The organism is Streptomyces cylindrosporus (genome assembly GCF_022698165.1).
Classification (GTDB): Bacteria; Actinomycetota; Actinomycetes; order Streptomycetales; family Streptomycetaceae; genus Streptomyces; species Streptomyces cylindrosporus.
This window is the reverse complement of the sequence record NZ_JALDAY010000018.1, coordinates 106235-132713: the sequence shown is the minus strand read 5'-3', so window position 1 is coordinate 132713 and position 26479 is coordinate 106235. Positions and strand designations below refer to the sequence as shown.

At 72.8% G+C, this 26479-nt stretch carries 24 protein-coding genes and 1 riboswitch; of the genes, 11 read left to right on the top strand and 13 right to left on the bottom strand.

The window, feature by feature from the left end:
* The first annotated feature begins 21 nt into the window (after window positions 1-21).
* Window positions 22-2430 carry a penicillin acylase family protein gene (locus MQP27_RS45115; protein ID WP_242776758.1) on the top strand — a complete coding sequence of 803 codons (2409 nt, stop codon included), beginning with the start codon at window positions 22-24 and terminating at the stop codon, window positions 2428-2430.
* Window positions 2431-2449: 19 nt separating this feature from the next.
* Here the strand turns inward: MQP27_RS45115 and MQP27_RS45110 are convergent, their stop codons facing one another.
* The 10 genes from MQP27_RS45110 to MQP27_RS45065 all read right to left on the bottom strand — a co-directional run bounded on the left by MQP27_RS45110 (window position 2450) and on the right by MQP27_RS45065 (window position 14027).
* Complete coding sequence (locus tag MQP27_RS45110; RefSeq protein WP_242776756.1) at window positions 2450-3334, bottom strand: hypothetical protein; 885 nt, start codon at window positions 3332-3334, stop codon at window positions 2450-2452.
* Between the two features lie 94 nt (window positions 3335-3428).
* On the bottom strand, window positions 3429-4982 hold the full coding sequence (locus MQP27_RS45105) for an acyl-CoA synthetase (protein WP_242776754.1): 1554 nt from the start codon (window positions 4980-4982) through the stop codon (window positions 3429-3431).
* The gene (locus tag MQP27_RS45100) at window positions 4979-6088 is read right to left on the bottom strand and encodes a nitronate monooxygenase (protein ID WP_242776752.1); all 1110 of its coding nucleotides are present in this window, start codon (window positions 6086-6088) and stop codon (window positions 4979-4981) included. The genes MQP27_RS45105 and MQP27_RS45100 overlap by 4 nt, the downstream gene beginning before the upstream one ends.
* An 80-nt stretch (window positions 6089-6168) precedes the next feature.
* The gene (locus MQP27_RS45095; protein WP_242776750.1) at window positions 6169-6948 is read right to left on the bottom strand and encodes a class I SAM-dependent methyltransferase; all 780 of its coding nucleotides are present in this window, start codon (window positions 6946-6948) and stop codon (window positions 6169-6171) included.
* Complete coding sequence (locus MQP27_RS45090; RefSeq protein WP_242776735.1) at window positions 6945-8513, bottom strand: phytoene desaturase family protein; 1569 nt, start codon at window positions 8511-8513, stop codon at window positions 6945-6947. Before MQP27_RS45090 ends, MQP27_RS45095 begins: the two co-directional genes overlap by 4 nt.
* 53 nt (window positions 8514-8566) lie before the next feature.
* Window positions 8567-10801, bottom strand: coding sequence for a serine/threonine-protein kinase (locus MQP27_RS45085; protein ID WP_242776733.1), 2235 nt, complete (start codon window positions 10799-10801; stop codon window positions 8567-8569).
* 63 nt (window positions 10802-10864) lie between these two features.
* Window positions 10865-11707, bottom strand: a complete 843-nt coding sequence (locus MQP27_RS45080) for an oxygenase MpaB family protein (RefSeq protein ID WP_242776731.1) — start codon at window positions 11705-11707, stop codon at window positions 10865-10867.
* 9 nt (window positions 11708-11716) lie between these two features.
* Window positions 11717-12895, bottom strand: a complete 1179-nt coding sequence (locus MQP27_RS45075; protein WP_242776729.1) for an acyl-CoA dehydrogenase family protein — start codon at window positions 12893-12895, stop codon at window positions 11717-11719.
* 129 nt (window positions 12896-13024) lie between these two features.
* Complete coding sequence (locus MQP27_RS45070) at window positions 13025-13780, bottom strand: CbtA family protein (RefSeq protein WP_242776728.1); 756 nt, start codon at window positions 13778-13780, stop codon at window positions 13025-13027.
* A 25-nt stretch (window positions 13781-13805) separates the two neighbouring features.
* On the bottom strand, window positions 13806-14027 hold the full coding sequence (locus MQP27_RS45065; protein ID WP_242776726.1) for a CbtB domain-containing protein: 222 nt from the start codon (window positions 14025-14027) through the stop codon (window positions 13806-13808).
* Between the two features lie 35 nt (window positions 14028-14062).
* Window positions 14063-14191: riboswitch (cobalamin riboswitch) on the bottom strand.
* A gap of 120 nt (window positions 14192-14311) precedes the next feature.
* Between MQP27_RS45065 and MQP27_RS45060 the strand changes: the two genes are divergently transcribed.
* A complete protein-coding gene (locus tag MQP27_RS45060) occupies window positions 14312-14884 on the top strand; it encodes a histidine phosphatase family protein (RefSeq protein WP_242776724.1) in 573 nt (190 codons plus the stop codon).
* A gap of 3 nt (window positions 14885-14887) precedes the next feature.
* On the opposite strand, the gene MQP27_RS45055 is transcribed toward MQP27_RS45060, so the two are convergent.
* Complete coding sequence (locus MQP27_RS45055) at window positions 14888-15262, bottom strand: four-helix bundle copper-binding protein (RefSeq protein ID WP_242776722.1); 375 nt, start codon at window positions 15260-15262, stop codon at window positions 14888-14890.
* 107 nt (window positions 15263-15369) lie between these two features.
* On the opposite strand from MQP27_RS45055, the gene MQP27_RS45050 reads away from it, so the two are divergent.
* Together MQP27_RS45050 and MQP27_RS45045 are read left to right on the top strand one after the other, a co-directional pair.
* Complete coding sequence (locus tag MQP27_RS45050; RefSeq protein ID WP_242776720.1) at window positions 15370-15732, top strand: DUF6479 family protein; 363 nt, start codon at window positions 15370-15372, stop codon at window positions 15730-15732.
* 41 nt (window positions 15733-15773) lie between these two features.
* Window positions 15774-16124 (top strand): DUF8129 domain-containing protein, encoded by a 351-nt coding sequence (locus tag MQP27_RS45045; protein WP_242776718.1) that lies wholly within the window; start codon window positions 15774-15776, stop codon window positions 16122-16124.
* 16 nt (window positions 16125-16140) lie between these two features.
* Here MQP27_RS45045 and ppdK read toward each other — a convergent pair whose 3' ends face one another.
* Both ppdK and MQP27_RS45035 read right to left on the bottom strand, forming a co-directional pair.
* Complete coding sequence (ppdK, locus tag MQP27_RS45040) at window positions 16141-18843, bottom strand: pyruvate, phosphate dikinase (protein ID WP_242776716.1); 2703 nt, start codon at window positions 18841-18843, stop codon at window positions 16141-16143.
* Between the two features lie 12 nt (window positions 18844-18855).
* Window positions 18856-19761 (bottom strand): universal stress protein, encoded by a 906-nt coding sequence (locus tag MQP27_RS45035; protein ID WP_242776714.1) that lies wholly within the window; start codon window positions 19759-19761, stop codon window positions 18856-18858.
* 164 nt (window positions 19762-19925) lie between these two features.
* Between MQP27_RS45035 and MQP27_RS45030 the strand changes: the two genes are divergently transcribed.
* From MQP27_RS45030 to MQP27_RS45000, 7 genes are all read left to right on the top strand, one after another.
* Window positions 19926-20756 (top strand): universal stress protein, encoded by an 831-nt coding sequence (locus MQP27_RS45030; RefSeq protein WP_242776712.1) that lies wholly within the window; start codon window positions 19926-19928, stop codon window positions 20754-20756.
* 76 nt (window positions 20757-20832) lie between these two features.
* Window positions 20833-21339, top strand: a complete 507-nt coding sequence (locus MQP27_RS45025; protein ID WP_242776710.1) for a hydrogenase maturation protease — start codon at window positions 20833-20835, stop codon at window positions 21337-21339.
* The gene (gene hypF, locus MQP27_RS45020; protein WP_242776708.1) at window positions 21336-23624 is read left to right on the top strand and encodes a carbamoyltransferase HypF; all 2289 of its coding nucleotides are present in this window, start codon (window positions 21336-21338) and stop codon (window positions 23622-23624) included. The genes MQP27_RS45025 and hypF overlap by 4 nt, the downstream gene beginning before the upstream one ends.
* 4 nt (window positions 23625-23628) lie before the next feature.
* Window positions 23629-23886 carry a HypC/HybG/HupF family hydrogenase formation chaperone gene (locus MQP27_RS45015; protein WP_242776706.1) on the top strand — a complete coding sequence of 86 codons (258 nt, stop codon included), beginning with the start codon at window positions 23629-23631 and terminating at the stop codon, window positions 23884-23886.
* A 195-nt stretch (window positions 23887-24081) separates the two neighbouring features.
* A complete protein-coding gene (locus tag MQP27_RS45010; RefSeq protein WP_242776704.1) occupies window positions 24082-25212 on the top strand; it encodes a 4Fe-4S dicluster domain-containing protein in 1131 nt (376 codons plus the stop codon).
* The gene (locus MQP27_RS45005) at window positions 25212-25676 is read left to right on the top strand and encodes a Crp/Fnr family transcriptional regulator (protein WP_242776703.1); all 465 of its coding nucleotides are present in this window, start codon (window positions 25212-25214) and stop codon (window positions 25674-25676) included. Before MQP27_RS45010 ends, MQP27_RS45005 begins: the two co-directional genes overlap by 1 nt.
* Window positions 25673-26479, top strand: a complete 807-nt coding sequence (locus MQP27_RS45000; protein WP_242776701.1) for an FAD/NAD(P)-binding protein — start codon at window positions 25673-25675, stop codon at window positions 26477-26479. Before MQP27_RS45005 ends, MQP27_RS45000 begins: the two co-directional genes overlap by 4 nt.

The window sequence follows — 26479 nt, the reverse complement described above, 5'->3', positions numbered from 1 at the left end:
CCAATGACGTTGGGAGGCACCATGCGCACCCGCCTGAGACGACTGGTCGTCGCGGCCGTCGCCTTACTCACCGCCTCGACCGCGCTGCCGGCGGCCGCGGCCGGGCAGCAGAGCCGCCAGGAACACCCTTCGCACGGCGGACTGTCCGCCGTCATCCGCTACACCGAGTACGGCATTCCGCACATCGTCGCCAAGGACTATGCCGACCTCGGCTTCGGCACCGGCTGGGCGCAGGCCGCCGACCAGGTGTGCACGCTCGCCGACGGCTTCACGACCGTGCGCGGCGACCGCTCGCGCTTCTTCGGGGCCGACGGGACGAGCGACTTCTCGCTGTCGTCGGCCACCACCAACCTCTCCAGTGACCTCTATTTCCGCGGGGTCCGCGACACCCGCACGGTGGAGAAGCTGCTCGCGCAGCCCGCGCCGCTGGGCCCGAGCCGTGACGTCAAGGACCTGATGCGGGGCTTCGCCGCCGGATACAACGCCTGGCTGAGGCAGAACCGGATCACCGACCCGGCGTGCAAGGACGCCACCTGGGTACGGCCGATCGACACGGTCGACGTCGCCGCGCGCTTCTACGCCATCTCCGTCATCGGCGGCCAGGGCGGATCCGTGGACGAGATCACCGGCGCCCAGCCGCCCACCGGCGCCACGGCCGGCACGCAGAGCGTCGACGCCCAGGCCCTCATCAAGTCCGTGCGGGCGCGCACCGCCGACGCGGACATGGGCTCGAACGCGGTCGCCTTCAGCGGCGCCACCACGGCCAACGGCCGCGGTCTGCTGCTGGGCAACCCGCACTACCCGTGGCACGGCGGACGCCGCTTCTGGCAGTCGCAGCAGACCATCCCGGGCGAGCTCGATGTGGCCGGCGGATCGCTGCTCGGCTCGCCGACCGTCTCGATCGGCTACAACTCCCATGTGGCGTGGAGCCACACCGTCGCCACCGGCGTCCCGTTCAACCTCACCCGGCTGACCCTCGACCCGTCCGACCCCACGGTCTACCTGGTCGACGGCAAGCCGGAGCGGATGACGAAGCGCACGGTGACGGTGGCGGTCAAGGACGGCCCGTCCGTGACCCGTACGCAGTGGTGGACGCGCTACGGCCCGGTCGTCGCCGATCCACAGGGCGATCCGCCACTTCCCTGGACCGCGACGACGGCGTACGCGTTCAACGACCCCAACGCCGCCAACCTGCGGTTCGGCGACACCTCGCTCGGCTTCGGCAAGGCGCGCTCGACGGCGGACGTCCTCGCCTCGCTGAAGAAGTACCAGGGGCTCCCGTGGGTGAACACCATCGCCGCGGACTCCTCGGGGCATTCGCTCTACTCGCAGTCGCAGGTGCTGCCCCGCATCACCGACGACCTGGTGGCGAGCTGCTCGACCGACCTCGGCAAGCTCACCTACCCGGCGGCGGGCCTGGCGGTCCTCGACGGCTCCCGTGCGGACTGCACACCCGGCGACGACTCCGACGCCGTGCAACCGGGCATCTTCGGGCCCTCCCGCATGCCCACGCTCAAGGACGCCCCGTACGCGGAGAACTCCAACGACAGCGCCTGGCTGACCAATGCCGACCGGCCGATCACCGGGTACGAGCGGATCTTCGGCAGCATCGGAACGCAGCGCTCGGTGCGGACCCGTGGCGCGATCGAGGACGTGTCGGCGATGGCGAGGCGGGGTGGGCTGACCGTCCGGGACCTCCAGCGGCAGGAGTTCACCAACCGGGCGCCCGCGGGTGACCTGGCCGCCGCCGACGCGGCGCGGGCGTGTGCCGCATTGCCCGGCGGTACGGCAACGGGCAGTGACGGCAAGGCCGTTGACGTCTCGGCGGCCTGTCCGGTGCTCGCGTCCTGGGGCCGGACCATGGACACCGACAGCAAGGGCGCGCTGCTCTTCGACCGCTTCTGGCGGAAGTTCAACGCCTCGGTGTCGCCCGGTCAGCGGTGGAAGGTCCCGTTCTCGGCGGCGGACCCGGTCCATACCCCGAACACCCTCAACACCACCGCACCCGGCTTCGCCGCGGCCCTCGCGGACACGGTGACCGAGCTCCGCGCGGCGGGCATCGCGCTCGACTCCCGGCTCGGCGAGCACCAGTTCGTCGTGCGGAACGGACGGCGCATCCCGATTCCGGGCGGCACGGAGGCGCTCGGTGTGTGGAACAAGGTCGAGCCGGTGTGGAACGCGGCGCAGGGCGGCTACACCGAGATCACCACCGGCTCCAGCCACATCCAGGCGGTCGGCTGGGACGGCAGCGACTGCCCGGTGGCCCGCACCCTGCTGACGTACAGCCAGTCCGAGAACCCGAACTCCCCCCACTACAACGACCAGACACGGCTCTTCTCCCAGGAGAAGTGGGTCACGGCCCGCTTCTGCGAGAAGGACATCGCGTCCTCGCCCGCGCTGCGGACCGTCCGCGTCGGCGAACACGGCTGACCGCCCGGCGGCGTCCGGTTCAGTCCCGGCTTCCGGGCTGCACCGGGCGCCCCGTGAACGCGTCCAGGAGAATCCGGTCGTCCAGCGCTCGGCCGAGTTTCACCGTCACTTCCTCGAAGAGCAGTTGGCTGGTACAGGATCCGTCCTTCGTGCCGGTGATCCACGCGGACAGGACGACGGTGGCATCCGTCTCCAGTACGTCCACCACGGGACCGTCGTCGCAGGCCCCGTGCCCGGCGAGCACGGTGACCGAGCGGCCGCCGCCGGACACCCCCACCAGCCGCTCCAGCGGCCACAGTTCGTCGCTCGGAGACTCCGCGGCCGGCACGATGGGGGCCTTGGGCGCCTTCATCGGGCTGAGGGCGACCCGCTTGAGCGGGGTGTCGTACCCCTTCAGCGCGAACAGCCAGGCCGGGACGGTGGCCGGGCCTCGGCTGGTGAGCAGGGTCGTCGTGCCCAACTTCGCGCCGGTCACGGTGAGATGGGGTCCGTCATTGCCGCCGCGGGCGACGCTGTCGTACGCCTCGCGGGCGCTCATCATCGGCAGCCGCAGCGAACCGCCGTCCTTCCACTTCGCCTCGCCCTTCCGCTGCCCGCTCGTGGGGAGGGTGCCGTCCAGGACGAAGTTCTGTGTCGCGTAGGCCTCTTTGTCGGCGCCGGTGTGGAAGGCGCCCTCGGGCAGCTCGATCACCTCCCCCATCGGGTAGTAGCCCTTCGCCCACATCTGCGCGGCGGCGGAGCCCGCCCAGGCGTCGGCGACCGCGCGAGCCCGGGCGTGCCGTGTCGAGTCCGCGTCGACGCCGTGGCTGCCGGCCTGCTCGCCGCCGCAGCCGACCGCAAGGCCGGTGGTGAGCAGGGCGAGTGGGATCAGCAGCTTGCCGACGCGTGCGGTGTGTGTACGCATGGGTCCCCCAGGGCCGACGGTGGCTGCGGTGCCGTACCTGTGACGCCCGGGCACCGCGCCGCGTTCGCTCCGTCCGCCGAAAAGGAGCCCCCGGTCACACGGGACGGGTGCGGCCTTCCCAGTACGGGTCCCGCAGCCGCCTCTTGTAGAGCTTGCCGTTGGGGTCGCGGGGCATCTCGGTGATGAAGTCCACGCTCTTGGGCCGCTTGTAGCCCGCGAGTTGCTCGGAGCAGTGCTCCAGGATCGCGGCGGCGAGGTCGGGTCCCGGCTCGTGGCCGGGGGCCGGTTCGACGACCGCCTTGACCTCCTCGCCCCAGTCGTCGTGCGGTATGCCGAAGACCGCGGCGTCGGCGACCGCCGGATGGGCGAGCAGGGCGGACTCGATCTCGGCCGGGTAGATGTTGACCCCGCCGGAGATGATCATGTCGATCTTGCGGTCGCGGAGGAAGAGATAGCCGTCCTCGTCGAGGTAGCCGAGGTCGCCGACGGTGAAGAAGTCGCCGATGCGGTTCTTCCTCGTCTTGGCCTCGTCCTTGTGGTAGGCGAAGCCGCCGGTGTTCATCTTCATGTAGACGGTGCCGAGTTCACCGGGCGCCAGCCGCTCGCCGTCGTCGTCGAAGACCGCGAGCTCGCTGATCGGCCAGGCCTTGCCGACGGTACCGGGCTTCTTCAGCCAGTCCTCGGCGGTGGCGAAGGCGCCGCCGCCCTCGCTGGCCGCGTAGTACTCCTCGACCGAGTCGCCCCACCAGTCGATCATCGCCCGCTTGACGTGGTCGGGGCAGGGAGCGGCGCCGTGGATGGCGTGCCGCATGGACGAGACGTCGTACGAGCGCCGTACCTCCTCAGGCAGGGCGAGCAGCCGGTGGAACTGGGTCGGGACCATGTGGGTGTGGGTGCACTTGTGGGTGTCGATGCAGCGGAGCATCTCCTCGGGCGTCCACTTGTCCATCAGGACGATCCGGTGGCCTATGTGCAGGGACGCGCCCGCGAACTGGAGTACGGCCGTGTGGTAGAGCGGTGAGCAGACGAGGTGGACGTTGTCGTCGAAGGGCCTGATCCCGAAGATGCCGAGGAAGCCGCCGAGATAGGCCTCCTCGGGGGCCTTGCCGGGCAGTGGGCGGCGGATGCCGCGGGGGCGGCCGGTGGTGCCCGAGGTGTAGTTCATGACCCAGCCGAGCTCGCGGTCCGCGGGCGCCGACTCGGGCTGCCCGTCAAGGAGTTGGGTGTACGGGCGGAAGCCCTCGACCTCGCCGACGGCGTACCGGTGGGTGGCCGGGAGGCCTGCCTCGTCGGCGGCGTGCCGGGCGGGCTCGGCGAACCGCTCGTGGGCGATCAGCACCTTGGCGCCGGAGTCGGCGACGATCCAGCCGATCTCCGGGCCGACGAAGTGGTGGTTGATCGGCACGAGGTAGAAGCCGGCCTGGCTGGCGGCCAGATACGCGGTGAAGAACTCGATGCCGTTGGGCAGCACGACCGCGAAGGCGTCCCCGCGCGTCAGCCCCGCGGCGCGCAGGCCGTGGACGAGGCGGTTGGCGGCGGCGTGCAGACGTCCGGCGGTCCACTCCTCGCCGTCGGGTGCGATGAGCACCGTGCGGTCGGGGTCGCGGGTGGCCTGGGCCCAGAATCCGGCGGGGGGCGTACTGGTCACTTGCCGCTCCTTCCGGCGATGCGGATCATGCGGTCCACGGCGCGTTCGAAGCCCCGGGTGAGGTCGTCGAAGACGGCCTGGACACTGCGTTCACTGGTCATCCGGCCGACGATCTGGCCGACGGGCGTGCCGAGCAGCGGCTCGACCTCGTACTTCTGGATGCGGGTGAGGGCCTCGGCGACGAGCAGGCCCTGCAGCGGCATGGGGAGGGTGCCGGGGCCGTTCGGGTCGTCCCAGGCGTCCGTCCACTCGGTGCGCAGCTGACGTGCGGGCTTGCCGGTCAGGGCGCGGGAGCGGACCGTGTCCCCGGAGCCGGCGGCGAGCAGCTTGCGAGTCACGGCGGAGGAGGTCAGCTCGGCCTCGGTGCAGGTCAGCCAGAGGGACCCGAGCCACACGCCCTGGGCGCCGAGGGCGAGCGCGGCGGCCACCTGCTGTCCGCTGCCGATGCCGCCGGCGGCCAGGACCGGCAACGGGTCGACGGCGTCGACGACTTCGGGCGTGAGCACCATCGAGGCGATCTCGCCGGTGTGCCCGCCGGCCTCGTACCCCTGCGCGACCACGATGTCGATGCCGGCTTCCCGGTGCTTGAGCGCGTGCCGGGCGCTGCCGGCCAGAGCGGCGACGAGCACGTTCCGCTCGTGGGCGCGGGCCACCACGTCGGCGGGCGGGGAGCCGAGGGCGTTGGCGAGCAGCCGGATCGGATAGTCGAAGGCGACGTCGAGCTGGGTGCGGGCCACCTGCTCCATCCACCCGGTGATACGCCACCCGGACGCCTCGCCCTCGGCCAGCTCGGGCACCCCGTACTTGGCGAGCGTCTCCGTCACGAACTTCCGGTGCTGCTCCGGAATCATCGCCTCGACATCGGCCTCGGTGACGCCCTCCACCTTCTTGGCGGGCATCACGACATCGAGCCCGTACGGCTTCCCGTCGACATGTGCCTCGACCCAGTCCAGGTCGCGTTTGAGGTCGTCGGGGGCGGTGTAGCGGACCGCGCCGAGCACGCCGAAACCGCCGGCCCGGCTGATGGCCGCGGCGACGGCGGGGAACGGCGTGAAGCCGAAGATGGCGTGCTCGACTCCCAGTTTCTTGCTCAGCTCCGTCTGCATGGCCGCAGAATGCCGCAGTCCTCCGGCCGACGGAAGGCCTTTTCTGATACACCGTCAGATTTATTGCGGCGGAGGGCAGATCAGCCCGCTCTCGCGGTGAGCAGGGGCTGGTGGAACCCGCTGATCGGCGGTTCGTGCCACGCCGGTGAGGTGAATCCCGCCGCGGTCGCGGCTTCGCTGAGCTCGGCTCGGGTCAGCGCCCAGTAGGTGGTGCGGCGGACCTGCACGGACCACTCCGGCGCACCGGGAAGCGCGCCGGGGAGGAGTTGGAAGTGCTCCAGGTCGTAGCGTTCGCCGTCGTCGTGCCAGTGCCAGAGCTGGAAGGTGATCGTGCGGCCGTCGGAGTCGTACGACACCTGGGGTGGCGTGGCCGCTGGGCGGGTGCGGCGGGCCTCGTCGTAGTCCCGGACGCTGAGCAGCAGCAGGCCGTCCGCCCGGAGCACGCGCCGCATGGCGGTGAGTGCCGTCGTCACGTCCTGCACGGTCAGGAGGTGCGGTAGGGCGTTGTCGGCGCAGACCACGGCATCGAAGCTCCCTGGCCGGAAAGGGAGTTGACGCATGTCGGCGGCGACGGTGGGCAGGACGGCCCCGCGGGTCGCGGCTTCGGCGGCGGCGCGGGTGACGGCGACGGGGCTCAGGTCGGCGCCGACGACCCGGTGACCGGTCCGGGCGAGGCCGATCGCCTGGGTGCCGATGCCGCAGGCGCAGTCCAGGACCCGGTGCGGTCCCGGGCCGAGGCCTCGGGTCAACAACCCGTCCAGGACAGCGGCTTGGTGGGACATGCTCGCGTCCCAGTCCGGGAAGATGCGGTGGTAGTCGGCGGCGAGACCGTCGTAGAACTCCCGCGGCGAGTCCGTCACTCGCCGGTCGCCTCCAGCACCGCCATCGCCGCGTTGTGCCCGGGCACCCCGCTCACTCCCCCGCCGCGTACCGCGCCCGCCCCGCACAGCAGCACGTTCGGGTGGGCCGTCTCCACGCCCCAGCGGCCGGTGTGCTCCTGGGCGTACGGCCAGGACAGCTCGCGGTGGAAGATGTTGCCGCCGGGCAGGCGCAGGTCGCGTTCCAGGTCGAGCGGGGTCTTCGCCTCGATGCAGGGGCGGCCGTCGGCGTCGACGGCGAGGCAGTCCGCGAGGGGTTCGGCGAGGTGGGCGTCGAGCTGGGCGAGGGTCGACTTGAGGAGTTCCTCGCGTACGGCGTCGTTGTCCCGGTCGAAGAGCCTGGCCGGGGTGTGCAGGCCGAAGAGGGTGAGGGTCTGGTAGCCCTGTTCGACCAGGTCCGGGCCGAGGATCGTCGGGTCGGTGAGGGAGTGGCAGTAGATCTCGGAGGGCGGCGCGGCCGGCAGTTCGCCGGCGGCGGCCTGGGCGTGGGCGGTGGCGAGCTGCTGGTAGCCCTCGGCGATGTGGAAGGTGCCGGAGAAGGCCTCGCGCGGGTCGACCGAGGTGTCGCGCAGCTTCGGCAGCCGCTTGAGCAGCATGTTGACCTTGAGCTGGGCGCCCTCGGCGGGCTCGGGCGGGGTGTCGCCGGTCAGTTCGGCGAGGGCCTGCGGGGAGGCGTTCACGAGGACGTGCCGGGCGGCGACCACGCCCTCGCCCTCGGCCGTGCGGTAGCCGATCTCGGCGGTTCGGCCGTCCGTGGCGATCCGTACCGCCTCGTGGCCGGTGGCGAGGACGGCACCCGCGTCCCGGGCGGCCCCGGCGAGGGCGTCGGTCAGCGCGCCCATGCCGCCGACGGGGACGTCCCAGGCGCCGGTGCCGCCGCCGATCACGTGGTAGAGGAAGCAGCGGTTCTGCGCCAGCGAGGGCTCGTGGGCGTCGGCGAAGGTGCCGATGAGGGCGTCGGTGAGGACCACGCCCCGCACGAGGTCGTCGGCGAAGCGGTCCTCGACCGCGACGCCGATCGGCTCCTCGAACAGCACCCGCCAGGCCTCCTCGTCGTCGACCCGGCGGCGCAGTTCGTCCCGCGTCGGCAGCGGCTCGGTCAGGGTCGGGAAGACCCGCTCGGCGACCCGGCCCGTCATGTCGTAGAAGCGCTGCCAGGCCTCGAACTCGCGGTCGGAGCCGGTGAGTTCGGCGAAGGCCTGCCGGGTGCGCCGGTCGCCGCCGCCGACGAGGAGTCCGGTCGGCCGGCCGTCCCGCTCCACCGGGGTGTACGAGGAGATGGTGCGGGTGCGGACGCGGAAGTCGAGGCCGAGGTCGCGCACGATCTTCTTCGGCAGCAGGCTGACGAGGTACGAGTAGCGCGACAGGCGTGCGTCGACGCCGGCGAAGGGGCGGGTGGAGATCGCGGCGCCCCCGGTGCGGTCCAGCCGTTCGAGGACCAGCACGGAGCGTCCGGCGCGGGCAAGGTAGGCGGCGGCGACCAGACCGTTGTGTCCGCCGCCGACGATCACGGCGTCGTAGGTCCGGTGTCCCTCGTGTGCGGTCATGGTTCTTCGTAACACGTGATGATCGTCGGCGGCCAGGGGTGTACGGCCAGGTGTCAGCGCCCGCCCGAGGCCCGCTGCTGGCGCAGGACCGCGACCCTGCGGTACAGCTCGACGGCCTCGGCGCCGCGGCCGAGCTGTTCCAGGCAGTGGGCCTCGTCGTTGCGGCTGGCGAGGGTGTCCGGGTGGTCGGGGCCCAGGACGCGTTCGCGGGCGGCGGCGACGCGGCGGTACTCGGTGAGGGCGTCGGGCCAGCGGCCCAGCCAGCCGAGGCCGACGGCGACCTCGCGTCGGCTGACCAGCGTGTCCGGGTGGTCGGGGCCCAGCACGCGTTCGCGGATGGCGCAGACGTCACGGGACTCGGCGAGGGCCTCCTCCCAGCGGCCCAGGCGGCCGAGGTTGACGCCGAGGCCGTGGCGGGCGCGCAGGGTCTCGGGGTGGGTGGGGCCCTGGACGCGGGCGCGGTCGTCGATCAGCTCGCGGTAGAGGGTGAGCGCCTCGGCGCTGCGGCCGAGGCGGCCGAGGCTGATGCCGACCTCGTAGCGGGCGGCGAGGGTGTCGGCGTGGTCGGGGCCGAGGGCCCGGGCGCGGGCCTCGGCGACCTCGCGGTAGGTCTGCAGGGCCTCGGGCCAGCGGCCCAACTGGCCGAGGGCGTAGGCGACTTCGTAGCGGGTGACCAGCGTGTCGGGGTGCTCGGCGCCGAGGACGCGGGCGCGGGCCGCGGCCACGTCCAGGGCCATGCGGTACGAGTCCTCCAGCCGGCCGAGGCGGCTGAGGTTGAAGGCGAGGTTGTGGCGGCAGCGCAGGGTGTCGGGGTGGTCGGGGCCCATGCCGCGTTCGCGGGCGGCGAGCACCGACGTGTAGACCTGGTGGGCGTCGAAGTGCCGCCCCAACTGGCCCAGCACGTAGGCCATTTCCTGGCGGGCGGCGAGGGTGTCGGGGTGGTCGGCGCCCAGTGCGCGGGTCCTGGCGGCGGCCACGTGCTTGTACTCCTGGAGGGCGTCGGCGGCGCGGCCGGTGCGGCTGAGGGTGAAGGCGACCTCGTAGCGGCTGGCGAGGGTGTCGGGGTGGTCGGGGCCGAGGAGGTGGGCGCGTTCGGCGGCGACGGCACGGTGCACCTCGCCGGCCTCCGCCCAGCGGCCCAGCCGGCCCAGGCTCAGGCCCGCGTTGTGGCGTCCGGCGAGCGCGGTGATCGCCTGCCGGGAGGGGGTGGCGGGCTCGTCGGGCCGGGGTTCGTCGGCCCGGCCGCCCGCGGGCCTGGGGATCCACTCGCCGGTGAGCCCGGCCCCGGCGTCGGGAGGAGTGGTGCTCAGGCCGGCGCCGGTCGCCTTGTGGCCGGTGGTCATGCCGCGGGTCCAGGACGGCAGCCGGGCCTCACGCGGGCTCTCCGGCGGACGCAGGCTCGGCTGCGGGGTGACGACGGTCGGCACGTACGCCGGTGTCGTACGGCCCAGGGTGATCCGGCGGCCCAGCTCCCGTGCGTCGTGCGGGCGTTGCTCGGGACGCTTGGCCAGCAGGTCCAGGATGACCTTCTCGAGGTACTCGGGGATCTCCGCGCGCCTGCTGCGCGGCGGCTGCGGCGGGGTGTCGCGGTGGCCGACGAGGATCGCCCAGGCGTCCTCAAGGTCGAAGGGCGGGGCGCCGGTGGCGATCTCGTACAGCACGCAGCCCAGCGAGTACAGGTCGCTGCGCTGGTCGACCTCGGAACCGCCGATCTGCTCCGGGGACATGTAGTGCGGGGTGCCCATCGCGATGCCGGTGCCGGTGAGGCGGGAGGTGAAGCCGATGTCGTGGCCGAGGCGGGCGATGCCGAAGTCGCAGATCTTCACCGTGCCGTCGGTGAGCCGCATGATGTTGGCGGGTTTCAGGTCGCGGTGCACGATGCCCTGTTGGTGCGTGTACGCGAGGGCGGCGGCGACCTGGTCGGCGATCTCGACGACCTCGGCGACGGCGAGCGGGTGGTGCTTGTTGTCCTCCAGGAGCTGGCTGAGGTTGCGGCCGTCCAGGAGTTCCATGACCAGGTAGAGGATGCCGTCGGACTCGCCGAAGTCGTGCACGACGGTGATCCCGCGGTGCTGGAGGGCGGCGGCGACCCGGGCCTCGCGGCGGAAGCGTTCTCGTAGGACGCGGGTGAAGGCCTGGTCGTGGTGCGGGCCCAACGGCTTGAGGCACTTCACGGCGACATGCCGGCCGAGCGACTCGTCCCGGGCCCGCCACACCTCGCCCATACCGCCCCGCCCGATCAGGTCGAGCAGCCGGTACCGGCCCTGGATCAGCTTGCTGTCCCCCATCTCCCGCGATCGCCCCCCGCCGGTCCGCGCCCCGCCCTCCCCTGGCTCGTCCAGTATGGCGAGCTATCGTCCGAGTTTGTACGGTGCCGGGCGCGAGCCGGGGCCGAGCCGTGACATGGCGCGGATGATGTGCTTGGGCGGAAGTTGCCAGCGCACACGTGCGGGGACGCAGCGCAGCAGGTTGCCCGTGGCACGCAGTTGCAGAGTGACGGTCCCGGGTTTCGGGGCCGGTCTGCCGTACAGCTCGTGGGCGTACGGCGGCAGGGCGGCGTACGCCAGTTGTGCCACGCGCCGCCACAGCACCTCGCGCGCCGGGACGAGGAGGGGGTGCGTCGGCGGGCGGAGGAGGAAGTCGTCCACTTCGCGTGCCTCGGGTCCGGCGGCGAGTTCGGGTCGCACCTTCTCGAAGTAGGCGGCCATCTCCTCCTGGTTCGCGGGTACGGCGTCGGGGTCGAGGCCCACCAGGCGGGCGCTCGTGCGGTGTTCGCCGATGTAACGGTCGGCCTGCTCGTCGGTGAGCCGGAATCCGGAACGCCGGGCGACCTGCAGATAGGAGTCGATCTCGGCGCAGTGCACCCACAGCAGCAGCTCGGGTTCGTCGACGCCATACCGCTCCCCCGTGTCCGGGTCGGTCGCCCCCAGCATGCTGTGGATCTTCCGTACCCGGGCGCCCGCCCGCTCGGCCGCTTCGGTCGTCCCGTAGGTCGTGGTGCCGACGAAGTTCGCGGTCCGCATCAGCCGCCCCCAGGCGTCCTTGCGGAAGTCGGAGTTCTGCATGACCCCGCGCACCGCGCGCGGGTGGAGCGCCTGGAGGTAGAGCGCGCGGACGCCGGCGACCCACATCATGGGGTCGGCGTGCATCTGCCATGTGACCGACTTCGGTGTGAACAGCCCCGGATCACCCATACGGGCAGGCTAACGCCGTACCCTCGGCATCCCCAGACCGATCCACGAGATGATCTCCCGCTGGATCTCGTTGTTGCCGCCGCCGAAGGTGAAGATGACCGCCGAGCGGTAGCCGCGCTCCAGCTCGCCGTGCAGGACCGCGCCCGCCGAGCCCTCCTTCAGTTCGCCCGCGGCGCCGACGATCTCCATCAGCCAGGCGTAGGCGTCCCGGCGGGCCTCGGAGCCGTAGACCTTGACCGCGGAGGCGTCCTGGGGGGTGAGGGTGCCGTTCTGGACGGCGTTCACCATGCGCCAGTTCATGAGCTTCATGGCGTCGAGCCTGGTGTGGGTCTGGGCGAGGCGGCGGCGCACCCACGGGAGGTCGACGACCCGGCGGCCGTCGGCGAGCTTGGTCTCCATCGCCCAGCGCTGCACGTCCTGGAGGGCGCGGATGGCCATGGTGCCGTGTGCGGCGAGGGTGACGCGTTCGTGGTTGAGCTGGTTGGTGATCAGCCGCCAGCCCTGGTTCTCGGCGCCGACCCGGCGGGAGACGGGGACGCGGACGTTCTCGTAGTAGCTGGCGGTCGTGTCGTGCGAGGCGAGGGTGCGGATGACGGTGCAGGAGTAGCCGGGGTCGGTGGTCGGCACGAGGAGCATGGAGATGCCCTTGTGCGGCGGGGCGTCCGCGTCGGTGCGGGTGGCCAGCCAGACCCAGTCGGCCGTGTCGCCGTTCGTCGTCCAGATCTTCTGGCCGTTGACGACGTACTCGTCGCCGTCCCGCACCGCGCGCGTCTTCAGGGAGGCGAGGTCGGTCCCGGCGTCGGGCTCGCTGTAGCCGATCGCGAAGTCGATCTCGCCGGCGAGGACCTTCGGCAGGAAGTACGCCTTCTGCTCGTCGGTGCCGTACTGCATGATCGTCGGGCCGACCGTGTTGAGCGCCATCAGCGGCAGCGGTACGCCCGCCTGGGCGGCCTCGTCGAAGAAGATGAACTGCTCCATCGCGGTCAGCCCGCGCCCGCCGTACTCCTTCGGCCAGCCGACGCCGAGCCAGCCGTCGGTGCCGAGGCGGCGGATGGTCTCGCGGTAGAACCGCTTCTGGGCGGCCGGGTCGCCGTGCCGGGCGTAGGCGTTGTCGGGCACCAACTCGGCGAAGTACGAGCGCAGTTCGGTACGCAGCCGCTGCTGCTCGGGCGTGTATTCGAGGTGCACGGCGCCTCCAGGCCTGCCGGTCCGGTCCTGACGGCGCACACCGTAGAACGTGTTCCAGAAATAAGGAATGGCGCGGGATGGAGAAAGGGCCCCCGGTCGCTGTCCGGGGGCCCTTCGCCGGTGAAGTGCTCAGTGAGCGACCGGTGTTGCCTGTGCGGCGGTGGTGGCGCGGGCCGGCTTCGGCGCGAGCTCCCGTTCCGCGAGCAGTCCGAAGACCAGCCCGAAGGAGGTCCACAGGGTGACCTGGATGGCCAGGGCCGCCAGCCGGAACTGCCAGAGCAGGGTGGCCGGGAAGGTCTTCGGGACCTCGTTGAAGGACGGCAGGAACGCGTACGCGAGCCCGACCACGAGGAGGAAGAACGCCCCGGCCGCAAGGGTCGCGTTCCAGTTGCCCAGGCGCGGCGCGAGGCGCCTGCCGAGGATCACAGTGGCGACCGCGAGCAGGACGCTGAGCAGGACCATCAGGAAGTACAGCGCGGTGCGCCTGCCGATGGTGTCGGGGTCGCCGACGGACGGCGGGTTGGCCGGGTACTTCAGGAACGGCACGACGTACACGGCGATCAGGCCGGCGGCCGCGAGGAGCAGTGCGCTCGCGCGCGCCCCGAAGCGGCCGATGCGGCCCAGTGCGAAGCAGTACGCGAGGGCGGCGATGCCGCCGAACGCGATGCCGTAGACGAGGACACCGGTGGACAGGCCCGCGGTGGACTGCATCGTGCGGCTGACGGTTTCGACGCCGTGTTCGTGCGAGTGCGCCTCCTCGTAGGCGATGGCCGCGTCGACGCGCGGTTCACCGAGGAAGTAGGCGACGACGAGGGCGAGCAGGCCCGCGGCGAGTCCCGCGAGCATGCCGCGCACCAGGAGGTTGCGGACGGTTGCCGAGTTCATGGGCTCGTACGTTCTTCTCCCGCCGTCAGTGGCAGGGGAAGCCGAGCAGGTGGCGGGCGTCGTGCACCCACTCGTGCACGTTGTCTCCGCTCATCACGGTGGTGGCGCCCTGCTCGGCGCCGACGAAGTAGAGCAGGACCAGCATCAGGATGCCGAAGAAGACCGCCCAGGGGACGATCGCGCCGATCGGCAGCTTCGCCGGTACGGCGGTGGGGGTGGTGGTCGGCTGAGCGACAGACTGCGCCATGGCAGGCCCTCCTGGGGAACTCGCGTCCCGTCTCGGTGGTGCACACGACGACGGGGCGGGTCTGACTTGCCCGGCGCGCACCCAGGGTGCGTGCCCGGCATACAGTGGCGCGACCGTGCCGGAATCTCACCGGCTTCCGCTGTGCCGTCGTCAATATCCACGAGACCGTACCGCGAAGCCGGGGCGCGGCCAAGAGCGCGTGAAACCGGCGTGAGCGCTCCTGGGGAGCGGTTTTCGCCGGTGGATCAAGGGACTTGAAGGGATGTCGAGCGCGGGGTGGACGTATGACGAGCCGAGTGATCTTGATCTCACCGGCGATCACGGCGGCCCTCAGGGAGGCCCGCTTCGACGACGGATGCCCCCTCGACGCCACGGGGTTGCGGCAGGCACGGGCGGCCGCCGGCACGCTCCCCGAAGCCGTCCGGACGGTCTCCTCCCCCACCGTCCGCTGCCGCGAGACGGCGGGCGCGCTGGGCCTCGACGCCGTGGACGCACCGGAGTTGGCGCAGCTGGACACGGGACGCTGGCGCGGGGCGACGCTGGCCGAGGTGAGCGAGCGGGAGCCCGAGGGACTGGCCCGCTGGCTGTCCGACCCCGGATCCGCCCCGCACGGCGGGGAGTCGGTGTCGGCACTGTGCGACCGGGTCGAGGGCTGGCTCGGGTCGGTACCGGAGGGGCGGACGCTGGCCGTTGCCGAGCCCGAGGTCGTACGGGCCGCGGTGGTACGGGCGCTCGGTGCGCCGGAGTCGGCCTTCTGGCGCACGGACGTTCCGCCGCTCACCGCCGTCGAGCTCAGCGGCAGGTCGGGACGCTGGAACGTCCGGCTCGGTCACCCGCTGAGCGCCAGGGCGTCCTGAGCTTCAGTTCAGCGTGGCGAGGAAGTCCGTGCAGGCCTGTGCGCACTCACGGCAGGCCTTCGCGCCGTCCTCGGCGTTCGGCTGCGCGTCGAAGACGTGCGCGCACTCCAGGCTCACGGTGCGGCACCATTCCACCTGCATGCGCATGCCGGCCTCGTCCAGCCGGTTCTGCTCCGACAGCACGCGGCAGGTCGCGTCGCACACCTCCGCGCACATGATGCCCTTGCGTCGTGCGAGTTCATGTTGCTGTGTCCCGTCCGGATCCACGAGGCTCGCGCGCAGCGCACACGCCCGTGCGCACTCGGTGCAGGCCTGGGCGCACGCGAAGCGGTCCTCCAGGAACCGGAAGAGCTCCTGCTGGGATGTAGTCGAAGTCACACAGCGCGAGTAGCCGGTGACCATCGCGTCAAACCCCGGGTTCCCGGGCCCGTGCGGGGAGTCGTGGTGGACGGGTTCATGGTGGAGGCGGCGGGTACTCGCGTGCCATGAACAGCACATGGACGCACATCGCCGCAAGCAGTGCCTCCGCGATGGGGCTCATCGCGGCAGGTGTGGTCATCGTGGCCCTGCTGCTGGGCGCCTTCGTGCTGGGCGCCCGCATCCGGCGCCGTGAGCCGCGCCCGCCGCGCCCGGAGGAGCAGCCGCGAGTACCGGACGAGGGTCCGGTGCGCGAGGTGCTGGAGAGCCGTGAGCCCGACGAGGTGCCCCGTAGTGACACCCGGCTGACCCCGCACGAGCTGCCGGGGCACGGCAACTCGCCCAGCCGCAGCGCCCCGTCGAAGCCGCGGCCCCGCTGGCGCGAGGGCGGCAGCGGGTCGTTCGGCAGCGGCGGTCCGGGCGTCGGCTGACGCCGGGACCGTCACATCCGTCACGGGAGGAATCGAGACCCATGACCGACCCCATCCGCAGCACCCTGCCCCTGCCCGACTACGACCACCTGCCGATCGGCGGCCTGGAGAGCCGCGTACGGTCGCTGACCGAGGAGGAGGTCGAGAGCCTGCTGACGTACGAGCAGGCCCACGCCGACCGGCTGCCGGTGACGGAACTCCTCTCGGCCCGCCTGGAGCAGCTGCGCACCGGTGCCGAACCGACGTCCGGCGATCCCGGTGCGCTCCGCCCCGAGCAGGGCGGTCACCGCACCGGCTCGCCGGTCTCCCCCGCGACCTCGCCGCAGCCCTTCAGCCCGCCGCCGCACGGCACCCCCGACCAGCGGGGCAAGCCGAAGGGCGACCGCACCTGAGCGCGGCCGGCGTGGGTCACCTGCTGTCGCTGCGCTCGGTGCCGTCCGCGAGTGCCGCGCGTCCCGCCTCCAGCCGGGCCGCCGGGATCCGGAACGGGGAGCAGGAGACGTAGTCCAGGCCGATCCGGTGGAAGAAGTGGATCGAGTCGGGGTCGCCGCCGTGCTCGCCGCACACGCCCGTCTCCAGACGCGGGCGGACGGCACGGCCGGCCTCGACGGCGATCTCCACCAGCCGCCCGACGCCCTCCTGGTCGATCGAGTCGAACGGCGACACCTCGAAGACGCCCTTGTCCAGGTACAGCGGGAAGAAGGAGGCCTCCGCGTCGTCCCGGGACAGGCCCCAGGTCGTCTGGGTGAGGTCGTTGGTGCCGAACGAGAAGAAGTCGGCGGCCTCGGCGATGCGGGCGGCGGTGAGCGCGGCCCGCGGCAGCTCGATCATCGTACCGATCGGGCAGTCGAGGGCCCTACCGGTCTCGGCGGCCACCTCGGCGAGGACGCGTTCCGTCTCGGCCCGGGCCAGCCGCAGCTCCTCGACCGTGCCGACGAGCGGGATCATGATCTCGGCGCGCGGGCGGCCGCCTGCGCTCAGGCGGGCGGTGACCGCTTCGGCGACGGCCCGCACCTGCATGGCCATCAGGCCGGGCACGGCGAGACCCAGGCGGACGCCGCGCAAGCCGAGCATCGGGTTCTGCTCGTGCATGCGCTCGACGGCGGCGAGGAGTTCACGCTCGCGCGGGTCGGGTTCGGCGGCCTCGGCCAGGCGCACGGCGAGCTGGGTGCGGTCGGGCAGGAACTCGTGCAGCGGCGGGTCCAGGAGCCGGATCGTCACGGGCAGCCCGTCCATCGCCTCCAGGATGGCGGTGAAGTCCGCGCGCTGGAGCGGCAGCAGCGCGGCGAGGGCCTGCTCGCGCGCGGTGTCGTCGGGCGCGAGGATCATCGCCTCGACCAGGGCCCTGCGCTCACCGAGGAACATGTGCTCGGTGCGGCACAGACCGATCCCCTGTGCGCCGAGGCTGCGGGCGCGCGCCGCGTCCTCGGGGGTGTCGGCGTTGGCCCGCACCTCCAGGCGCCGTACGGAGTCGGCGTGGGCGAGGGCGCCCAGGACCGCTTCGGTGAGCGGGCCGGTCGCGGTGCCGTTCTCCAGGGCCCGGCCGACGTCGGACGCGGTCAGGGGAAGCGCGCCCAGGTGGACGGTGCCCGCGGTGCCGTCGACGGAGACGGTGTCGCCCTCCCGTACGACCGTCCCGGACGTCGTGGTGAACCGGCGGGCGTCCGGGTCGACGGTGAGTGCCTCGGCGCCGCACACGCACACCTTGCCCATGCCGCGGGCGACCACGGCGGCGTGGCTGGTCTTGCCGCCACGGCTGGTCAGCACCGCCTGTGCGGCGATCATGCCGGGCAGGTCGTCGGGGGTGGTCTCCCGGCGGACCAGGACCACGGCCTCGCCGGCCGCCGCCCGGCGCACCGCTTCGGCGGAGTCGAAGACGACGGCGCCGACCGCGGCGCCCGGCGAGGCGGGCACGCCGTGGGCGAGGGGTATGTCGTCGGGGGTGGTGTCGAAGCGGGGGAACATCAGGCGGGTCAGCTCGGCGCCGTCGACGCGGATCACGGCCTCGTCCGCGCTGATCGTACCCTCTTCACGCAGGTCGTGGGCGATGCGGAAGGCGGCCTCGGCGGTGCGCTTGCCGACCCGGGTCTGCAGGATCCACAGCTTGCCGCGCTCGACGGTGAACTCCACGTCGCACAGGTCGCGGTAGTGGTTCTCCAGGGTGCGCAGGTGGTCGCCGAGTTCGACGTAGGAGCGCGGGTCGAGCGTCTTGAGCTCGCTCAGGGGAAGCGCGTCGCGCACTCCGGCGACGACGTCCTCGCCCTGGGCGTCGGGCAGGTAGTCGCCGTACATGCCGCGTTCGCCGGTGGCGGGGTCGCGGGTGAAGGCGACTCCGGTGCCGCTGCTTTTAAATGTCTCAGTGGTGCCGAGGTTGCCGAACACCATGGCCTGGACGTTGACCGCGGTGCCGAGGTCCTCGGATATGTGCTCGCGGTGGCGGTAGACGCGGGCGCGCTCGGTGTTCCAGGAGTCGAAGACCGCGCGGACGGCCCGGGCCAGCTGCTCGGCGGGGTCCTGCGGGAAGTCCTCGCCGGTCTCCTTGCGGATGATCGCCTTGAACTCCTCGGTCAGCACGGCGAGTTCGCCGGTGTCCAGGAGGTGGTCGTCGGCCACCCCGCGGCGCTCCTTGTGCTCGGCGATGGCCCGCTCGAACAGGTCGCCGTCCACGCCCATCACGGTGTGGCCGAACATCTGGATGAGCCTGCGGTAGGAGTCCCAGGCAGACCTCTCCTGCCCGGACGCCTTGGCGAGGCCGGTGACGGAGCGGTCGTTGAGCCCGATGTCGAGGATGGTCTCCATCATGCCCGGCATGGAGAAGCGGGCGCCCGAGCGCACGGACACCAGCAGGGGGTCGTCGGGGGCGCCGAGGCCGCGGCCCATGGCCCGCTCCAGGCCGGCCAGCGCCTGCGCGGCCTCGACGCCCAGCTCGGGCGGCTCCTCGCCGGTGCGCAGGTAGACCTTGCAGGCGTCGGTGGTGACGGTGAAGCCGGGCGGGACGGGCAGTCCGAGCCTGGTCATCTCGGCGAGTCCGGCGCCCTTGCCGCCGAGCAGGGCGGCCATGTCCCGGCCGCCCTCGGCGAACGCGTACACGTACTTCGTCGGCTTGCTCATTCCAGTGGCCTCTCAGGCGTGCGGGACGACTGCCACGGGGCAGCCGACGTGGTGGATGGCGGCATGGGTGACGGGGCCGGTGCGCGGACCCGTGGGGCTTTCAGTGGTACGGCGGCCGACGACGAGCAGCCCCGCTCCGGAGGCGGCCCGCACCAGTACGGACTGGGGACGGCCCTCGGTCACGGTCTCGACGACCTCGACACCGGGGTGCTTCTCCCGCCAGACCTGTAGTACGGCGGAGAGGAAACCCAGCCATTCCCCGGCCCGCTCGGGCGGGTCGACCAGGGCGACGTCGCCGGGGCCCAGCGAGATCGCGGAGGGCTGCTGCCAGGCGTGCACGACCCTCAGGCGCGCGCCCCGCAGCCTGGCCTCCTCGAAGGCGAACTCGATCACCTCGTCGCAGGGGTCACCGAGGTCGATGCCGAGGACGACGTCCCGGTAGCGGGTACGGGTGGACCCGCCCCCGTCGCTGTCCGGCAGGTGCTCGTCGGCGGCCTCCTCGCCGGCCCGGACGAGGACCACCGGCCGCTCGGCCTTCGCCACGACTCCCAGGGCGACCGAGCCGACCAGGAAGCCGGTGAACCCGCTCAGCCCGCGGGAGCCCAGCACCAGCAGGTCGGCGTCCCCGCAGGCCTTCAGCAGGGCCGCGGTGGCGGGGCCCTCCACCTGCGCGTCGGGGGCGAGCCGGACTTCGGGGCAGGCACGGCGGGCGCGGTTCTCCGCCTCGCGGAGGCAGCGGCGCGCGACGTACCGCTGGGTGGCCGTCGCGGGTTCGCCGTCCTCCTGGCGGGGGTGCCAGTTCCAGGCGTGCAGGAGCCGCAGCGGCCGGTCACGGCGGACCGCCTCACGGGCGGCCCACTCCGCGGCTGCCAGGCTCTCGGGGGATCCGTCGACTGCGGCGATGACGGGCGGAAGCATGATGCGCACCTCCAGCGCTCGGTCTGCTCCTCGCCTCCAGCCTCGTCCCGGGCCCCGCCGACAGGTATGGGCCGCCAGGTCTCCGACCGGGACCGTTCGGCCCCTGCGCACACGGGGAGCGCACGGGGAGCGTGGAAGGCCCACGGCACGGAAGGCGGCAGGCCATGCAACGAGAGATCATCGCCGGTGTCGACCGGTCGGCACGCAGCCGTGCCGCCGCCGACTGGGCCACGCACGAGGCGCTGCTGCGGGCGCTGCCCCTGCGAGTGGTGCATGTGGCACCCCCGCCGCCCCTTGATCCCGTGGAGCAGTGGCCGTACCGGCCCCGGACCGTGCCCGAGCGGGCGGTGGCAGAGCTCACCGCACGGCATCCGGCCCTGACGGCCCGGCCGACCAGCCTCACCGGGACGCCGGGGCCGGTGCTGCGCGCGACGGGCGGGCACTCCGAGCTGCTGGTGGTGGGGCTGCGCGGCGAAGGCGGGCACGCCGGGATCACCGTGGGCTCGACCGCGACGGACCTGGCGTCGCGGTCCCTCGGACCGGTGGTCCTGGTGCCCGGCACCTGGCCCGCCGACGGTCCCCCGCGTCCGTCCGCGGGCGTGGCCGTGGGTGTGGACGTGTCCGACTCGTCGGGCGACGCGCTGGACTTCGCCTTCGAGGCGGCCCGGCTGCGCGGCGCACGGCTGCACGCCGTGTACGCCTGGAAGCTGCCCGCGCAGGCCGCCGACTCGCCCTTCCCCGTCCTGGAGGAGAATCGCGCCACCTGGGAGGACCAGGAGGTGCAGCGGCTGTCCGACGCGCTGCGGCCGTGGCGCGCCAAGTACCCGGACGTCGAAGTGCTGGAGGACGTCGTGCTGTTCACCCCGGCGGAGGCTCTCGTGCACGCCTCGGAGGGCGCCGAACTCCTGGTCGTCGGACGACGGTCCGCCTCCGGCACCGCGCTTGCGGAGTTGTTGGAGCACACCCGTTGCCCGGTGGCCGTCGTGCCGTCGTAGTCGGGGAGGGTCGGTCCCCGTCGTGGGGTCGTTCGGCCCATGCCGGGCGGGGCGCCGGCGGCGCACCGTGAGGACCATGAGGACGCGTACACGGATCGCCGTCATCGGGGTCGGCAACGAGTTCCGGCGGGACGACGGCGTGGGCTGGGCCGTGCTCGCCCGGCTGCGCGAGCGTGCCGCACGCAGGCCGCTGCCGCCGGGCACGGTCCTCGCCACCTGCGACGGGGATCCCGGCCGGCTGATCGGCTTGTGGGAGGGCACGGACCTGGCTGTGGTCGTGGACGCGGCCCACGCCCACCCGGGCACCCCCGGCAGGGTGCACCGCCTGGAACTCGACGCCGGCTGCCTCGCGCACCCGCCGACGACCAGCTCGCACGGCCTCGGCCTCGGCGAGGCGGTCGAACTGGCCCGGGCGCTGGGCCGGTTGCCGGAGCGTCTGATCGTGTACGCCGTGGAGGGCGCCGACGGCGCGCTGGGCACCGGCCTGTCCCCCGCCGTCGAGGACGCCGTCGAACCGCTCGTCACCGCCGTCGAGTTCGAGCTCGCCCGCCACCAGGGGACCACGGCGGGGAGGCCGGCATGACCGTGCGGCGCTTCCAGGTGGAGGGCATCGTCCAGGGCGTCGGCTTCCGGCCGTTCGTGTACCGCACCGCGTCCGCGCTCGGCCTGGCCGGCTGGGTGGCCAACGTCAACGGGCACGTGGAGGGCGAGGTCGCCGGGCCGTCCCGCACCATCGACGAGTTCGCCGTCCGGCTGCGCACCGACGCACCGGCCCTCGCCCGCGTGCGGCACGTCCGGCTGACGGCCGGACCGCCCCGGCCGGCGTACGGCGCGGGCTTCCGGGTCCGGCACAGTGTCCCCACCGCCCCTGCCGCCACGTCCCGGGAGATCCCGCCCGACGCGGCGATCTGCGACGCCTGCCTGGCCGAGCTGCACGACCCCGGCGACCGCCGCCACCGCTACCCGTTCATCAACTGCACCGACTGCGGCCCACGCGCCACGATCATCGAGGACCTGCCCTACGACCGTGTCCGCACCACCATGCGCGGCTTCCCGCTCTGCCCGCAGTGCGCGGCCGAGTACGCCGATCCGGCGGACCGCCGCTTCCACGCCGAACCCGTCGCCTGTCCCCGCTGCGGCCCCCGGCTGGCCTGGGAGGAGCTGCGCGGCGAGGAGGCCTTGCGGGCCGCGGTCAAGGCCGTCGAAGGCGGCGGGATCGTCGCGCTGAAGGGAATCGGCGGCTTCCAACTGGTGTGCGACGCCGGTGACCCGGCGGCGGTGGCAGAACTGCGGCGCCGCAAGAACCGGCCGACGAAACCATTCGCCGTGATGGTCCGTGACCTGGACACGGCCGCCCGCCTGGCCCGGATCGGTGCCGCCGAGGAGCGGGCCCTGACCTCCCCGGAACGCCCGGTCGTCCTCCTGGGCCGACCCCGTCGGCACGGCGCCGACCCGCTCGCCCCCGAGGTGCACCCCGGCCTGACCCGGGTGGGCCTGTTCCTGCCCACCACCGGCCTGCACCACCTCCTGCTCGACGAGCTGGCCCGCCCCCTCGTGGTGACCAGCGGCAACCGCGCCGACGAACCCATCGCCGTCGACGACGCCGAGGCCCGGCGCTCGCTGACCGGCGTCGCGGACGGCTTCCTCACCCATGACCGGCCCATCCGGTCGCGCTACGACGACTCGGTGGTGCAGTTCGCCGGACGGACCCGCATCACCGTGCGCCGGGCCCGCGGACTCGCCCCCGCCCCGCTGCCGCTCGCCGTGGACGAACCGGTCGCGGGGGCCGGTGCCCAGCTGAAGCACACGTTCACCCTGGCCGCCGACGGCCGGGCCCACCTCGGACCGCACACCGGGGACCTGGCCGACCTCACGACCCACGAGGCGTTCCTGGGGTCGTACGAGCATCTCAAGCACCTCACCGGCATCGAGCCGACGGTCCTCGCCCACGACCTGCACCCCGGCTACCTGTCCACGCAGTGGGCCCAGGAGCAGCCGCTGCGGCGGATCCCGGTGCAGCACCATCACGCGCACGTGGCCGCCTGCGCGGCCGAGCACGGGATGCAGGGGCCGTTCCTGGGGGTGGCGTACGACGGACTGGGCCTGGGCGACGACGGCACCATGTGGGGCGGCGACATCCTCGTCGCCGACCTGCGCGGATACCGCCGCGTCGGCAGGTTCGCGACCGCGCCCCTGCCCGGCGGCGACGCGGCGGTGCGCCGTCCGTACCGCACGGCCCTGGGCCAGCTGTTCGGCGGCGAGACACTGGGCTCCCCGCATCCGTACGCGTGGCTCATCCGCCCGTTCACGGACCGGCTGGATCCGGCCGAGGTCGCCACCGTGCGGGCCATGGTCGCACGCGGCGTCAACTGCCCGCGGGCGTCGAGCGCCGGCCGGCTCTTCGACACGGTCGCGGCACTGCTGGGCCTGTGCGACCGGGCCGGTTACGAGGGTGAGGCGGCGGTGCTGCTGGAAGCGGCGGCCGGCGACGAGCACGCGGCGGCGCTCGCCCACCGGGTGGTGCGGGCGCAGGGGCTGTGGGTGTACGACTCCGCGCCGACGCTGGCGGACCTGCTGACGCGGCGGCTGGACGGCGAACCGGTGGAGCGGCTGGCCGCGGCCTTCCATCTGACGCTCGGGATCGTGACGGCGGAACTGGTGGCGCGGGCCGTGGCCGAGGGGGCGCCGCACACGGTGTGTCTCGGCGGGGGCTGCTTCGTGAACCGGCGGCTGCTCACGGAGGTGAAACGGCGGCTGCACGCGCAGGGGCTGCGGGTGCTGGTCGGCGGGGAGGTCCCGGTCGGGGACGGCGGCATCAGTTACGGGCAGGCGGCGGTCGCGGCGGCGCGGCTGGCCGGGGAGGAGTGAGCGTATGTGCCTCGGTATCCCGGGACGGGTCGTGGAGGTGTACGACGACGCGGGGCTGCGGATGGCGACCGTGGATTTCGGCGGGGTCCGGCGTGAGGTGTGTCTTTCGTGTACGCCCGAGGCTGATGTGGGGTCGTACGTGATCGTGCATGTCGGGTTTGCGATCACGCTTGTTGACGAGGGCGAGGCTCTGCGGACGCTCGATGTGTTGCGGGCGATGGCGGGGGCCGTGGAGGGGGAGTTGGGGGAGCCCCTTCCTTGAGGCGGGGTGGGGAGCCCTTTTGGGGGCTGCGCGTCGTGTGTCGGCTGCGGGTTGTTCGTGGCTTGTCGCGCAGTTCCCCGCGCCCCTTGGGGCGTTGGGGGTCCGGTTGGCTTGGTGGCTGGGCCGGTTGGCCCCTGCCATGTCGCGACGCCCCGTTCGAGGCTGGAAGCGGAGCGAGTGACGAGGAGGAGCGACATGAACTCTGCCCCGGCCGTGCTCGATCGGGACGGGCTCAGTGCCCTGGTGAAGGTGCTTGTCGCGGACGGGCGGACCGTTGTCGGGCCCACCGTGCGTGACGGGGCGATCGTGCTGGCCGAGCTGACCTCGGGCGACGCGCTGCCCTATGGGTGGGGTGTCGAGCTGGAGGCCGGGCGGTATCGGCTGGTGGCCCGGGAGGACGGGGCCGCCTTCGCGCACAGCGCGGGGCCGCAGTCCTGGAAGAACTTCCTGCATCCCTCGCGGGAGCGGCTGTGGAGCGCCGACCGGACGGCGGAGGGCGAGGTGTCGTTCACCGCGCACGAGCCCGTGGCGCCTTCGTACGCCTTTCTCGGTGTCCGGCCCTGCGACCTGCGGGCCATCGCCGTCCAGGACCGGGTGCTGACCGGTGGGCGATACGCGGACGACGGGTACGGGAGGCGGCGCCGGGGTGCGCTGCTGATCGCCGCCGATTGCACCGAGCCGGGCGCGACCTGCTTCTGCGTCTCCATGGGCGGCGGGCCGTCCGCCGATCCCGGCTACGACCTGGCGCTGACCGAGGTGGTGGACGAGGAGGGGCACCGGTTCCTGGTGCGGGCGGGCAGCGAGGAAGGCGCCCGGCTGCTGGAGCAGGTCCCGCACCGGGACGCCGACACGGTCATGGAAAGCACCGCCCGCTCCTCGGTGGACGCCGCCCGGGACCGGATGGGCCGCTCGATGCCCCCGGTCGGCCTGCGGGAGCTGATGGGCGCGAGCCTGGACGCCGAACGCTGGAACGATGTCGCCGAGCGCTGTCTGACCTGCGGCAACTGCACCATGGTCTGTCCGACCTGCTTCTGCACCACCACGGAGGAGGTCACCGACCTGACCGGTGACCACACCGAGCGCTGGCAGCGCTGGGACTCCTGCTTCGACCTGGACTTCTCGTATCTGCACGGCGGCTCGGTGCGCCGTTCGCCGCGCAGTCGCTACCGGCAGTGGCTGACCCACAAACTCTCCACCTGGCACGACCAGTTCGACACCTCCGGATGCGTCGGCTGCGGGCGGTGCATCGCCTGGTGCCCGGCCGGCATCGACATCACCGAGGAAGTGGCCGCGCTGGACGCCGAACGCGGAACGGAGGCGCACTGATGCCCCCCTCGATCGCCCTGCGCATGAACCACGCCCTGCCGCCCGAGCACCGTGAGCGGCTGCTGCGCGTCGGCCGCGAGGCCGAGTTCCGGCAGGGCACCCGTCTCTTCGAGGAGGGCGGGAACGCGAACAGGTTCTGGATCCTGCGCGGCGGCACCGCGGCCCTGGACATGCACGTGCCCGGCCGCCGCCCGCCGGTCGTCGAGACGATCGGCATCGGCGACCTGCTCGGCTGGTCCTGGCTGTACGAGCCGTTCGTCTGGCAGCTCGGCGCAGTGGCCGTGACGCCCCTGCAGGCCTACGAGTTCGACGCGGTGGCCGTCCGGCTGATGTGCCTCGACGACCCCGAGTTCGGGCGGGCCGTGGAGCACTGGGTCGGCCGGGTGCTCGCGCACCGGCTGAACGCGGCCCGCGCCCGGCTGGTGGACCTGTACGGGATCTACGAGACGAAGGACGAGCGATGACGGCCGTACCGGTCCCCCATCGCGTGGTCGCCCGGCGGGCGGAGACCGCGGACACGGTCACGCTGCGCTTCGAGCCGGTCGCCGCGGCGCTCCCCGAGTTCCTGCCGGGGCAGTTCGCGATGGTGCACTCCTTCGGCCGCGGCGAGATCCCGGTCTCCGTGAGTTCCGTGCAGGCCACCGGAGGGCTCGCGCACACGGTCCGATCCGTGGGCGCGGTCTCCGACGGGCTGTGCTCGGCCAGGGTCGGGGACGTCGTCGGCATCCGCGGGCCCTACGGCACCCCGTGGGAGCCGGAGCGGGCGCGCGGCCGGGACGTGGTCGTCGTGGCGGGCGGCATCGGGTTCGCCCCGCTGCGGCCGCTGATCCTCGCCGTGCTGGCCGAGCCGGCCGCGTACCGGCGCGTCAACATCCTGATCGGGGCACGCACCCCGGGCGACCTCATCGCCCGCGCGGAGGTGGCCAGTTGGGCCACCGCGTACACCGGGATCACGGTGGACCAGCCCGAGGTGGACTGGCGCGGGGACGTCGGAGTCGTCACCCAGCTGCTGGGGCGGGCGCACTTCGAACCCGAGGAGACGACGGCCTTCGTGTGCGGTCCGGAGCCGATGATCCGGGCCACCTCGCGGGAGCTCGCGCACCTCGGTGTGCCCCGTGACCAGGTGCAGGTCTCGCTGGAGCGGAACATGCGCTGCGCGACCGGGCACTGCGGGCACTGCCAGCTCGGCCCGCTCCTGGTGTGCCAGGTGGGTCCCGTCGTGGACTGGGAGCGCGCCGAACCCCTGCTCTCAGTAAGGGAGTTGTGA

Excerpts from the sequence above, each read along its gene's own strand:
- ppdK (WP_242776716.1), bottom strand. The coding sequence starts at position 18,843 with ATGAGCAAGCCGACGAAGTACGTGTACGCGTTCGCCGAGGGCGGCCGG.
- MQP27_RS45035 (WP_242776714.1), bottom strand. The coding sequence starts at position 19,761 with ATGCTTCCGCCCGTCATCGCCGCAGTCGACGGATCCCCCGAGAGCCTG.
- MQP27_RS45025 (WP_242776710.1), top strand. The coding sequence starts at position 20,833 with ATGAGGACGCGTACACGGATCGCCGTCATCGGGGTCGGCAACGAGTTC.
- MQP27_RS45080 (WP_242776731.1), bottom strand. The coding sequence starts at position 11,707 with ATGGGTGATCCGGGGCTGTTCACACCGAAGTCGGTCACATGGCAGATG.
- MQP27_RS45015 (WP_242776706.1), top strand. The coding sequence starts at position 23,629 with ATGTGCCTCGGTATCCCGGGACGGGTCGTGGAGGTGTACGACGACGCG.
- MQP27_RS45045 (WP_242776718.1), top strand. The coding sequence starts at position 15,774 with ATGACCGACCCCATCCGCAGCACCCTGCCCCTGCCCGACTACGACCAC.
- MQP27_RS45010 (WP_242776704.1), top strand. The coding sequence starts at position 24,082 with ATGAACTCTGCCCCGGCCGTGCTCGATCGGGACGGGCTCAGTGCCCTG.
- MQP27_RS45085 (WP_242776733.1), bottom strand. The coding sequence starts at position 10,801 with ATGGGGGACAGCAAGCTGATCCAGGGCCGGTACCGGCTGCTCGACCTG.
- MQP27_RS45065 (WP_242776726.1), bottom strand. The coding sequence starts at position 14,027 with ATGGCGCAGTCTGTCGCTCAGCCGACCACCACCCCCACCGCCGTACCG.
- MQP27_RS45115 (WP_242776758.1), top strand. The coding sequence starts at position 22 with ATGCGCACCCGCCTGAGACGACTGGTCGTCGCGGCCGTCGCCTTACTC.
- MQP27_RS45060 (WP_242776724.1), top strand. The coding sequence starts at position 14,312 with ATGACGAGCCGAGTGATCTTGATCTCACCGGCGATCACGGCGGCCCTC.
- MQP27_RS45110 (WP_242776756.1), bottom strand. The coding sequence starts at position 3,334 with ATGCGTACACACACCGCACGCGTCGGCAAGCTGCTGATCCCACTCGCC.
- MQP27_RS45030 (WP_242776712.1), top strand. The coding sequence starts at position 19,926 with ATGCAACGAGAGATCATCGCCGGTGTCGACCGGTCGGCACGCAGCCGT.
- MQP27_RS45070 (WP_242776728.1), bottom strand. The coding sequence starts at position 13,780 with ATGAACTCGGCAACCGTCCGCAACCTCCTGGTGCGCGGCATGCTCGCG.
- MQP27_RS45090 (WP_242776735.1), bottom strand. The coding sequence starts at position 8,513 with ATGACCGCACACGAGGGACACCGGACCTACGACGCCGTGATCGTCGGC.
- MQP27_RS45000 (WP_242776701.1), top strand. The coding sequence starts at position 25,673 with ATGACGGCCGTACCGGTCCCCCATCGCGTGGTCGCCCGGCGGGCGGAG.
- hypF (WP_242776708.1), top strand. The coding sequence starts at position 21,336 with ATGACCGTGCGGCGCTTCCAGGTGGAGGGCATCGTCCAGGGCGTCGGC.
- MQP27_RS45100 (WP_242776752.1), bottom strand. The coding sequence starts at position 6,088 with ATGCAGACGGAGCTGAGCAAGAAACTGGGAGTCGAGCACGCCATCTTC.
- MQP27_RS45050 (WP_242776720.1), top strand. The coding sequence starts at position 15,370 with ATGAACAGCACATGGACGCACATCGCCGCAAGCAGTGCCTCCGCGATG.
- MQP27_RS45005 (WP_242776703.1), top strand. The coding sequence starts at position 25,212 with ATGCCCCCCTCGATCGCCCTGCGCATGAACCACGCCCTGCCGCCCGAG.